Consider the following 9,764-nt stretch of genomic DNA (forward strand, 5'->3'; position numbering starts at 1 on the left):
GGTTCATCCCCGCGCCTGCGGGGAACACGGCGCGCTCGTGAGAAGCGATGGCGGCGCCCACGGTTCATCCCCGCGCCTGCGGGGAACACCACGCCGCGCTGCCCTACGCTGCGCTGCCGGGCGGTTCATCCCCGCGCCTGCGGGGAACACTCTTCCGGGAAGCCGTTGATCCGGCTCGCATTTCACGATGTCGAAGAGCGCACCGGTGTTTCCGCTCCGTTCCCGAACGAGCGCGAGGCCCTTCGGAAATCGGGTCCGGGCAAGGGGTAGCGGGTTTCCGGCGGCCCGGGAAGCGGCCGTTCCCCGTCAGCCCCGGGCGCCCTTGGTCAGCCCCGGGCGCCCCTGGGCGCGTCCGTGGCGGTCGCGGCGAGGCCGTCCGGCGACGGTCCGGGGCCGAGCAGGTTGACGGCCACGTGGAGGCCGATGGCGGGTCCGAAGACCAGGGCCAGCATCAGAAGCAGAACGACCACGACGCTGCGGTCGCGGGGTGCGGCGCCGGAGCGGGCGCGCATCGTCATCAGGGTCATGGCTCACCTCGTTCGACCGGCCGCATCGGCGCCGGTCGCGGGCGAGCCCGATCAGCGATCAGGCGCGGGTCACGCGGGGCGGCACCGAGGCGGCGCGGTCCGTCGACTACTGTCGCTGGGCATGGGAGGGTTCAGGATTCCGGTGATGCCGCGCACGGCCGATTCGTCGAAAGCGCGCGGATGAGCGCCACATGCGTGCGAACCCCCGCCGCGTCAAGGGGCGGGCCCGGGTTTTTCCGGGCCGCGGCCCGCGCGCCACAAGCGCGAACGCAATCCCGGTGCGCGCCATATCCCTTTGTTCTCGCCGCATTTCTTTGCCACAAGCCGGGAGCCCGCACCGGGCGCCGAGAACCGGTCCCGCGCCACGAGAAGCCCGTCTCCCCCTGCATGTCAGATCCCCTGCCTTTCCCGCCCGACGACGCGGCCCCGGTCCCGACCGGCGTGCCCGGCCTCGACTCCATCCTGGAGGGCGGCTTCGCCGCCAACCGCGCCCATCTGGTCGAGGGGCGGCCGGGCTCGGGCAAGACCACCCTGGCGCTGCAATTCCTCCTCGACGGCGCGCGGCTCGGCGAGCGCTGCCTCTACATCACCCTCTCGGAGAGCCGGCGCGAGCTGGTCTCGGTCGCCGCCCGCCACGGCTGGTCGCTGGAGGGGATCGAGATCTTCGAGCTGGTGCCGCCCGAGCTCAGCCTCGACCCGCGCCAGCAGCAGAGCCTCGTCCACTCCTCCGACCTCGAGCTCGGCGAGACCGTGCGGCTCGCCATCGCGGAGATCGACCGGGTCAAGCCGCAAAGGGTGGTGTTCGACAGCCTGTTGGAGATCCGGCTGCTGTCGCAGGGCTCGCTGCGCTACCGCCGCCAGGTGCTGGCCCTGCGCAGCTACCTGCTGATCCACGACACCACCGCGCTCCTCCTCGACGACCTCACCGCCGAGCAGGACGACCTCAACCTGCACAGCCTCTGCCACGCGGTGATCCAGCTCGAGCAGCTGGCGCCGCTCTACGGCGGCGAGCGCCGGCGGCTGCGGGTGATCAAGATGCGCGGCACGCGCTTCCGCGGCGGCTTCCACGACTTCGTCATCCGCCGCGGCGGCCTCGTGCTGTTCCCGCGGCTGATCGCGGCCGAGCACGGCCACCCCTACGCGATCGACCGGCTCGGCTGCGGCAATCCGGGCCTCGACGCGCTGCTCGGCGGCGGGCTCGACCGGGGCACCAGCACGATGCTGCTCGGCCCCTCGGGGGTCGGCAAGTCCTCGACCGCGCTCGCCTACGTGACGGCGGCGCTGGCGCGGGGCGAGCGCGGGCTGATCCTGAGCTTCGACGAGCCGACCGGGATCCTCCTGCGCCGGGCCGCCGGCCTCGGCATGGACATCGCCGCGCCGATCGCCGAGGGGCGCCTGCGGGTCGAGCAGATCGACCCGGCGGAGGTCTCGCCGGGCGAGCTCGCCGCCATGGTGCGCGACGCCGTCGAGCGCGACGACGTGCGCGTGGTGCTGATCGACTCGCTCACCGGCTACCAGAGCGCGATGCCGGGCGAGCAGTACCTGCTGCTGCAGATGCACGAGATCCTGACCTACCTGAACCAGCAGGGCGTGACGACGCTGCTGGTGCTGGCCCAGCACGGGCTCGTCGGCCAGATGTCCGCCACCGTCGACCTGACCTACCTCAGCGACACCGTCGTGCTGTTTCGGTTCTTCGAGGCGGACGGGCACTTGCGCCGGGCGGTGTCGGTCGTCAAGAAGAGGGTCGGGCCGCACGAGGACACCATCCGGGAACTTCGGATCGACGGCGGCGGTTTGCGTGTCGGCGAACCGCTGACGGGGTTCCGCGGCGTCCTGACGGGCGTGCCGAGCTACCACGGCCGCCTCCTGGCCGAGGGAGCGGACCCCGGGCGGGATGGGCCGGCGGGACCTGCCGAATCTGGACAGTCATGAGAGAGAGCGATCCCCCGGTCCTGATCCTCGCTCCCGCCGGGCGCGACGCCGCGGTGGCGGCCAGCATCCTGGACGAGGCGGGCCTGCGGGCGGAGGTCTGCGCCGACCTCGCGGCCCTCGTCGCCCGGCTCGACGAGGGCAGCTGCGCGGTCCTGACCGAGGAGGTGCTCCGCGCCTCCGACCGGCACGGGCTCGCCGCCTACCTGGCCGGGCAGGAGCCGTGGTCGGACTATCCCTTCGTGCTGCTCACCCTGCGGGGCACCCCGCCGGATGCGCGGCTGATGGATTCCCTCGGCAACGTCACCCTGCTCGAGCGGCCGTTCCATCCCGCCACCCTGGTGACCGCGACCCGCTTCGCCGTGCGGGCGCGCCGGCGGCAGCGCGAGGCGGCGGCCTTCCTGCACGAGCGCCAGCAGACCGCCGAGCGCCAGGCCCTGCTGATCCGCGAGCTGCACCACCGGGTGAAGAACACGCTCGCCACCGTGCAGGCGCTGCTCGGCGCCTCGGCGCGGGGCGCCACCAGCGTCGACGAGTTCTACCAGGGCTTCTCGGCCCGGGTGATCTCGCTGGCCAAGACCCACAACCTCCTGACGGAGGATTACTGGCAGATGGCCTCGCTCCAGGAGATGCTGGAGAACGAGCTCGGCCCCTACAACGACGAGGCCGGCAAGCGCATCGCCCTGAAGGGGCCGCTCGTCGAGCTCACCGCCGACCTCGCGGTGCCGACCGGCATGGCGATCCACGAGCTGACAACCAACGCCGCCAAGCACGGCGCCCTCTCGGTGCCCGAGGGGCGCATCACCGTGGCCTGGGCCGTCGACCAGGGCGAGGCCGGCCGGCGCCTGCGGCTCGACTGGACCGAGCGCGGCGGCCCGCGCACCGCCGAGCCGACCCGCAAGGGCTTCGGCTCGACCCTGCTGCAGCGGGTGCTCACCATGCAGTGCGGCGCCGAGATCCGCTTCGACTTCAAGCCGACGGGCCTGCACTTCCGCATGGAGGCGCCGCTGGTCGAGCACCGGACGGTGCCGCATTACTGAGGACAGGGACGGCCGGGCCGGTCAGGCCGCCCGCGTCGCCTCCGGCAGGAGCGCCGCCGCCACCGCCGCGGGCGTCGCGAACAGGTGGGCGGGCCCTGCCGCCGCCAGCGCCTCCGCCCGGGTGTAGCCCCAGGTCACCGCCGCGAAGGCGAGGCCCGCCCGCGTCGCGGCGTGATGGTCGCGCAGCTCGTCGCCGAGGCACAGCACCCGGGCGGGCGCCACGCCGCTGCCGCGCAGGACGGCCCGGAACCGCCGCGCCTTGCCGAACAGGGCCGCGCCGCAGGCGTAGCGGTCGATCAGGCCGGTGCAATCCGGCCCGAGCACCCGGCGCACCACGTCCTCGCGGTTCGAGCTGACGACCGCGAGCGCGATGCCGCCGGCCTTCAGGCGGGCGAGCAGGGCGGGGATGCCCGGGAACAGCGCGAGACCGCCGGCGTCGCGGGCGGCGAGGCCGTGCATGTGGCGGGCGATCAGCGGCAGCTTCCAGCCCGGCACCGCGAGGTGCCGCATCACCCCCCGGGCGTCGAGCGCCCGCAGGGTCTCGACCTCGTCGGGGCTGGGCCGGCGGAAGCCGTAGCGGTCGGCGACGCCGGGCAGCACCCGGGCGAACCACGGGAAGGTGTCGGCGAGGGTGCCGTCGAAATCGAGGATGACGAGCCGGACGGAGGGACCGTCCCGGCCCGCGACCCGGTCGGCTACCAGCACACGCGGGGCAGCCGGCGCTTCCAGCGCTGGCCGATGCGCAGGTCCTCGTCGCCGGCGCGGCGCTTGCCCCGCGGGCGGGTCTCGCCGGCCTCCGGGGCCTGCGGCGCCGCCTCGGCCCGCGGAACCTCGATGTCGGAGGACGGAATCCTGGCCGGTTCGGCGCGGGGGGCGGCCGGCACGGTGATCGGGGCGGGAGTCCGGATCGGCGCCTCGTCGGGCCAGTCCTCGGGCCACACGAAGGCCGGGCGCGGGCCGGCGGCGCGGCGGGGCGCCGGCTCGGCGGTGCGGTAGCGCCGCACCCGGGGCAGCTTGGGCTCGGGCTCGGGGGCGACCTCCGGCTCGGGCTCGGGCTCGGGCGGGGCGATCAGGCTCGGCAGGACGCGCTTGGCGGGAGCGGCGGCCCCGAAGGTCCTGTCGGCGAGCGACCTGTCGGCCGGGGCCTTCGTCTCGAGTCCCTTGGCTTCGAACGCCCTGGCTTCGGGCGCCTTGGCATCGGGCACCTTGGCGAAGACCGGAGGCTCCGGCGGGTCGAAGCGGCCGGACTGGGTGGCGGCGGCGGCCTCCTCGAAGAGGCCCGTCCCGGCCCAGAGGTTGCGGCCGGGGGAGGCGGTCTTGCGCTCGGGCTCGGCCGGGGCGGCGAGGCTCGCCGCGGGCACCTTGCCGGCAAGCGGCTTGCCGACGGGGCGCTCGCTCTGGGGCCGCTCGCTCTCGGTCAGGGGTGAAGTGCGGCTGCGCTTGATCTCGACCGTGAATGACGGTCTCGCGCGATGGCGCGTCATTGAATGTCCTGAAGCGATCTGTTCGGAATCAGCAGCCCGCGGCGATGCGCACGGGCACGATCCTCACTTAGGATGGGCCGCTCGAATTGTCCATGGCAAGAATTGATAAAGTCTCAACGGAGGTCACAGTGACGGCATCCGTGTGGTCTCGCGCCCGCATTGTTCTGCCGGGCGCGAGGTTTGACACAATCCTGTGTCGATCATCCGACGCGCCGCGGCACCGCACGGTCCCGCGGCGGGATGCGATCGAGGGAGGCTTGCGCGCGTGAACGTCTTCGTGCTGACCGGGGCCGGGATCTCGGCCGAGAGCGGTCTCGGCACCTTCCGGGACCCGGGCGGGCTGTGGCGGCGCTTCGACCCGATGCGGCTCGCCACCCCGGAGGCCTTCGCCCGCGAGCCGGAGGAGGTCCACGCCTTCTACAACCTGCGCCGGCACGGCGTGCGGCAGGCCGAGCCCAACGCCGCCCACGCGGCGCTCGTGCGCCTCGAATCGGGCCTTGCCGCCCGCGGCGGCCGGCTGTTCCTGTGCACCCAGAACGTCGACGACCTGCACGAGCGCGCGGGCGCGCGGGCGGTCACCCACATGCACGGCGAGCTGATGCGGGCGCGCTGCACCGCCTGCGGCGAGAGCCGTCCCTGGGCGGAGGAGCTGGGCCTCGGCACCGCCTGCCCGGCCTGCGGCCGGCGGGGCGGGATGCGCCCGGACGTGGTGTGGTTCGGCGAGATGCCGTTCCACCTCGAGGCGATCGCGGAAGCCCTCGACGCGGCCGACCTGTTCGTCGCGATCGGCACCTCCGGGGCGGTCTACCCGGCGGCGGGCTTCGTGGCGCGGGCCCGGGGCGCCGGGATCCCGACCCGCGAGGTCAACCTCGCCCCCTCCGACACCGCCGGCCTGTTCGACGACGCCCGCTACGGCCCGGCCACCCGGGCGGTGCCGGAGGCCGTCGACGAGATCCTGCGGGAGGCCGGGGCGGGCCCCTGAGCGTCGCTCAGGGCGCGTAGGCGCTCGCGGCGGCGGGCAGGGCCGCCGGCAAGGTCGTTCCCGGGGAGGTGGTCCCGGGCGGGCGGGCCGCCAGCGGCCGCAGGGTCGGGCGCAGCCAGGGCCCCTCGATGGCGAAGGCGCCGCTCCCCCGCCCGTCGGGCCCGGGCTCGATCCGCGCCTCGGCGCCCAGGCGCCGCTCGGTCAGGAAGACCCGGCCGCCGAGGCTCGCCGTCAGGCCGCCGCCGCGGACCTGGCCCTGGCCGATCTCGGCGACGCCGTCGCTCACCGTCAGGCTGATCCGGGCCCGCTCGAAATGGGTGCGGCCGCCCCGGCGCAGGGCGGTGGCGGCGGCCTCGGGCTTCTGGGCGAGGTCGGCGAGGCTCAACCCCAGGATCTCCCCGCCCTCGATCGTGGCGGCGGCCCGGCCCGCGAGGCGGCCGACGAGGTCGGCGAGGCTCGATCCGGCGCCGTCGAGGGCGACCGATCCCTGCGCCCGGCCGAGGATCCAGCGCGGCCAGCCGAGATCGGCGAACAGGCCGCCGAGGTCGATCCGCTCGGCGCTGCCCTGGAGCCGGGCGTCGAGGCCGGCCGGCAGCACCGCCAGCGCCGCCCGGCCCTTGACGGTGCCGCCCTGCACGGTGGCACGCCCCAGCGTCGCCTCCACGGTGCCGTCGCGCACCAGGAGGCCGGCGGCGACGTCCTGCGCCTCCAGCGGGCCGAGGCGGGCCGAGGCGGCGGAGAGGCGCAGGTCGAGGTCGCCGCGGGTCAGCCCGTCGAGAGCGAGCGGCGCCCGGCTCCAGCCGCCGCCGGGCGCGGGATCGGGCACGAGGCCCGACAGGTCGAGCCGCTCGGCGGCGAGCGTGCCGCTGACGGCGAGCCGCCCCCGCGCCAGCGTCGCGGCGCCGGCGCCCTCGAGGCTGTTGTCGCCGAACCGCACCCGGATGTCCGGCCACTCGATGCTGCCGGGGCGGGCGGTGAAGCGGCCCTCGAGGCTCGCCGGGCCGGCGAGCGCGGCCGGGCCGGGGGCGATCCCGAGCCAGGCCAGGGTGGCGGGGAGCGCCGGGGTGGCGAAGCGGCCCCGTCCAGACAGGCGCGGGCCCCCGGGGTCCTGCTGCACCGCACGGCCCTCCGGCCGGCCCTCGCCGGGCGGGGCTTCCTGCGTGGAGGCCTCCTGCTTCGTCCAGACCAGGCTGCCGTCGATCTCGGCGCTGCCCCCGGCCGCCCCGTCGGCCGCGTTCCAGGTCAGGGCGGCGGTGACCGGGGTCTCGGCGCCGGAGGCGAGCTCGCGCGGGCGCAGGTCCGAGAGCGCCAGCGTCGTCGGCACGCCGCGCCAGGTGAAGCCGGCGGAGAGGTCGAGGCCGGCGCTCGGGCGCGGCCAGTTCGCCACCAGGTTCAGGCCGGTGACGGTCTCGCGGGTGCCGGTGCGGGGATCGCGCAAGGCGAGCGTCGCGTCGACGAGGACGAGGCGGCGCAGGTGACGGCCGCGGCCGGCGGCGACGCGCGCGGCGAGCCGGCCGGCCGGCTCGGCCCAGTCGCCGCCCGCGCCCTCCGGCAGGGCGATCCGGGCCCGGTCGAGGACGAGGCCGGTCACCTCCGCCCGGCCGGCGAGGAGCCCGGCGAGGCCGAGCTGCACCTGCAGGCCCTCGCTCGCGACGAGGTCGTGGCCGCCGCGGCTGAGCCGCACGCGGGAGAAGCGCAGGGACGGAACCGGCAGCAGCGTCAGGACGGCCGGCCCGGCGACCGAGAGGGTCAGGCCGTAGCGCCGCGCCAGGTCCCGCTCCGCGAAGGCGGCCGCCTGCGGGGCGGCGATCGTCCAGGGCTGGGAGGCGGCCGCGAGCGCGAGCGCCGCGAGGACGGCGCCGCTCAGGGCCAGGGTGGTTCGGCGCGACATCGCTCTCCGGCTGCCGGCGTGGACGAGAACTCGTGCGCCCCCCCGGGCGCCGCCCTGGCCGGGATGTCCCCGCCGGCGGCATACGCCTTCCCGGGTTCCCCTATAGTCCCTCGCGCGCGGCTTGTCTCCCCGGCAGGATTTTCCGCTCCCGACGGCCTGCGAGCCGGCGGGACATTTTCCTCGGCCCGCCCGGTGGTGCGGCGCCGCAACGATGCTAAACAGGGCGGCGAGGCGCCGTATCCCTGCGGGAACGAGGGCATGTCAGCCCCGGCGGCACCAGAACGGATTGGGGAAACGAGGGATGAAGAAGGTATACCCCGACGCCACGGCCGCCCTGGCGGGCGTCCTGCGGGACGGCATGACGATCATGGCCGGCGGCTTCGGCCTGTGCGGCATTCCCGACGTCCTCATCGACGCGGTGCGCGAGAGCGGCGCCAAGGACCTCACGGTCATCTCGAACAATGCGGGCATCGACGGCGTCGGCCTCGGCGTGCTGCTCGAGACCCGCCAGATCAAGAAGATGATCTCGTCCTATGTCGGCGAGAACAAGACCTTCGCCAAGCAGTACCTCGCCGGCGAGCTCGAGATCGAGTTCAACCCGCAGGGCACGCTGGCCGAGCGCATCCGCGCCGGCGGCGCAGGCGTCCCGGCCTTCTTCACCAAGACCGGCGTCGGCACCCTGATCGCCGAGGGCAAGGAGACCCGGGAGTTCGACGGCGAGACCTACGTGATGGAGCGCGGCCTGTTCGCCGACGTCTCGCTGGTCCATGCCTGGAAGGGCGACCACGAGGGCAACCTCGTCTACCGGAAGACCGCCCGCAACTTCAACCCGATGATGGCGTCGGCCTCGCGCATGACCATCGCGCAGGTCGAGCACCTGGTGCGCCCCGGCGAGATCGACCCGGACCACATCATCACGCCGGGCGTGTTCGTGAAGCGGATGATCCACGTCCCGAATGCGGAGAAGCGCATCGAGCAGCGCACCACCCGCAAGCGTGCGGACGCCGCCCCCAACGCCGAGCCCGCGCCCGCCCCGACGGGCGGCGGCGCCATCTGACGAGCGAGAGAGGAGACCACCATGGCCTGGACCCGCGACCAGATGGCCGCCCGCGCCGCCCGCGAGCTCGAGGACGGCTTCTACGTCAATCTCGGCATCGGCATCCCGACGCTGGTGTCGAACTACATCCCCGACGGCATGTCGGTGCAGCTCCAGTCCGAGAACGGGATGCTGGGCATGGGCCCGTTCCCGTACGAGGGCGAGGAGGATCCCGACCTCATCAACGCCGGCAAGCAGACCATCACCGAACTGCCGACCACGAGCTACTTCTCGTCGTCGGATTCCTTCGGGATGATCCGCGGCGGCCACATCGACCTGTCGATCCTCGGCGCGATGCAGGTGGCCCAGAACGGCGACCTCGCCAACTGGATGATCCCCGGCAAGATGGTGAAGGGGATGGGCGGCGCGATGGACCTCGTCGCCGGCGTCAAGAAGGTCGTCGTGGTGATGGAGCACGTCGCCAAGGGCAAGGACGGCTCGGAATCCCCGAAGCTGCTCGAGGCCTGCGACCTGCCGCTCACCGGCACCCACGTCGTCGACATGGTGATCACCGATCTCGGCGTCTTCACCATCGACAAGAAGGGTGACGGCGGCATGAGCCTGGTCGAGCTCGCCGACGGCGTCACCGAGGACGAGGTGCGGGCGAAGACGCAGGGGCAGTACCGCGTGGCGCTGAAGAACGGCTGAGACGATGTGATCTTGAACTGAATTCTCAGGATAAGACACACTTCCCCTCTCCCGTGTGGGAGAGGGGCCAGGGGTGAGGGTGATACGCTTCAGTTTAGAGCAATGAGCGTGATGCTGGCAGCGGAACGATTTGAGCTTTACTCGGGACCGCAGCACCCTCACCCCTA

The 9,764-nt window shown here is 73.9% G+C and carries 9 protein-coding genes; 5 read left to right on the forward strand and 4 right to left on the reverse strand.

All coding sequences use genetic code 11. The features are described 5' to 3' along the window. Positions 1-326 precede the first annotated feature (326 nt). Positions 327-527 (reverse strand): hypothetical protein, encoded by a 201-nt coding sequence (locus A5481_RS20245; protein ID WP_048436943.1) that lies wholly within the window; start codon positions 525-527, stop codon positions 327-329. 387 nt (positions 528-914) lie between these two features. Between A5481_RS20245 and A5481_RS20250 the strand changes: the two genes are divergently transcribed. Beyond that, positions 915-2,459, forward strand: coding sequence for an ATPase domain-containing protein (locus tag A5481_RS20250; protein WP_048436944.1), 1,545 nt, complete (start codon positions 915-917; stop codon positions 2,457-2,459). After that, positions 2,456-3,496 carry a sensor histidine kinase gene (locus A5481_RS20255; protein ID WP_048436945.1) on the forward strand — a complete coding sequence of 347 codons (1,041 nt, stop codon included), beginning with the start codon at positions 2,456-2,458 and terminating at the stop codon, positions 3,494-3,496. The genes A5481_RS20250 and A5481_RS20255 overlap by 4 nt, the downstream gene beginning before the upstream one ends. Before the next feature lie 21 nt (positions 3,497-3,517). Here A5481_RS20255 and A5481_RS20260 read toward each other — a convergent pair whose 3' ends face one another. Further along, positions 3,518-4,198: an HAD hydrolase-like protein gene (locus A5481_RS20260; protein WP_156312127.1), complete on the reverse strand. Its 681-nt coding sequence runs from the start codon at positions 4,196-4,198 to the stop codon at positions 3,518-3,520. Beyond that, positions 4,192-4,980, reverse strand: a complete 789-nt coding sequence (locus A5481_RS20265) for a hypothetical protein (RefSeq protein WP_048436947.1) — start codon at positions 4,978-4,980, stop codon at positions 4,192-4,194. The genes A5481_RS20260 and A5481_RS20265 overlap by 7 nt, the downstream gene beginning before the upstream one ends. Before the next feature lie 265 nt (positions 4,981-5,245). On the opposite strand from A5481_RS20265, the gene A5481_RS20270 reads away from it, so the two are divergent. After that, entirely contained in the window at positions 5,246-5,962 is a 717-nt protein-coding gene (locus A5481_RS20270; RefSeq protein WP_048436948.1) for an NAD-dependent deacylase, read from the forward strand. Between the two features lie 7 nt (positions 5,963-5,969). On the opposite strand, the gene A5481_RS20275 is transcribed toward A5481_RS20270, so the two are convergent. Continuing rightward, the gene (locus A5481_RS20275; RefSeq protein ID WP_064504255.1) at positions 5,970-7,853 is read right to left on the reverse strand and encodes an AsmA family protein; all 1,884 of its coding nucleotides are present in this window, start codon (positions 7,851-7,853) and stop codon (positions 5,970-5,972) included. Between the two features lie 301 nt (positions 7,854-8,154). Here A5481_RS20275 and A5481_RS20280 point away from each other — a divergent pair, with 301 nt between their 5' ends. Continuing rightward, positions 8,155-8,910 carry a CoA transferase subunit A gene (locus A5481_RS20280; RefSeq protein ID WP_048437268.1) on the forward strand — a complete coding sequence of 252 codons (756 nt, stop codon included), beginning with the start codon at positions 8,155-8,157 and terminating at the stop codon, positions 8,908-8,910. A gap of 21 nt (positions 8,911-8,931) precedes the next feature. Continuing rightward, the gene (locus A5481_RS20285; RefSeq protein WP_048437269.1) at positions 8,932-9,597 is read left to right on the forward strand and encodes a 3-oxoacid CoA-transferase subunit B; all 666 of its coding nucleotides are present in this window, start codon (positions 8,932-8,934) and stop codon (positions 9,595-9,597) included. The last annotated feature ends 167 nt before the right edge of the window (positions 9,598-9,764 follow it).

It is taken from the genome of Methylobacterium platani, assembly GCF_001653715.1.
Lineage (GTDB): Bacteria > Pseudomonadota > Alphaproteobacteria > Rhizobiales > Beijerinckiaceae > Methylobacterium > Methylobacterium platani.

Bases quoted from the DNA above. Each gene is read 5' to 3' on its own strand.
- A5481_RS20245 (WP_048436943.1), bottom strand. From the start codon at position 527: ATGACCCTGATGACGATGCGCGCCCGCTCCGGCGCCGCACCCCGCGAC.
- A5481_RS20250 (WP_048436944.1), top strand. From the start codon at position 915: ATGTCAGATCCCCTGCCTTTCCCGCCCGACGACGCGGCCCCGGTCCCG.
- A5481_RS20255 (WP_048436945.1), top strand. From the start codon at position 2,456: ATGAGAGAGAGCGATCCCCCGGTCCTGATCCTCGCTCCCGCCGGGCGC.
- A5481_RS20265 (WP_048436947.1), bottom strand. From the start codon at position 4,980: ATGACGCGCCATCGCGCGAGACCGTCATTCACGGTCGAGATCAAGCGC.
- A5481_RS20275 (WP_064504255.1), bottom strand. From the start codon at position 7,853: ATGTCGCGCCGAACCACCCTGGCCCTGAGCGGCGCCGTCCTCGCGGCG.
- A5481_RS20280 (WP_048437268.1), top strand. From the start codon at position 8,155: ATGAAGAAGGTATACCCCGACGCCACGGCCGCCCTGGCGGGCGTCCTG.
- A5481_RS20285 (WP_048437269.1), top strand. From the start codon at position 8,932: ATGGCCTGGACCCGCGACCAGATGGCCGCCCGCGCCGCCCGCGAGCTC.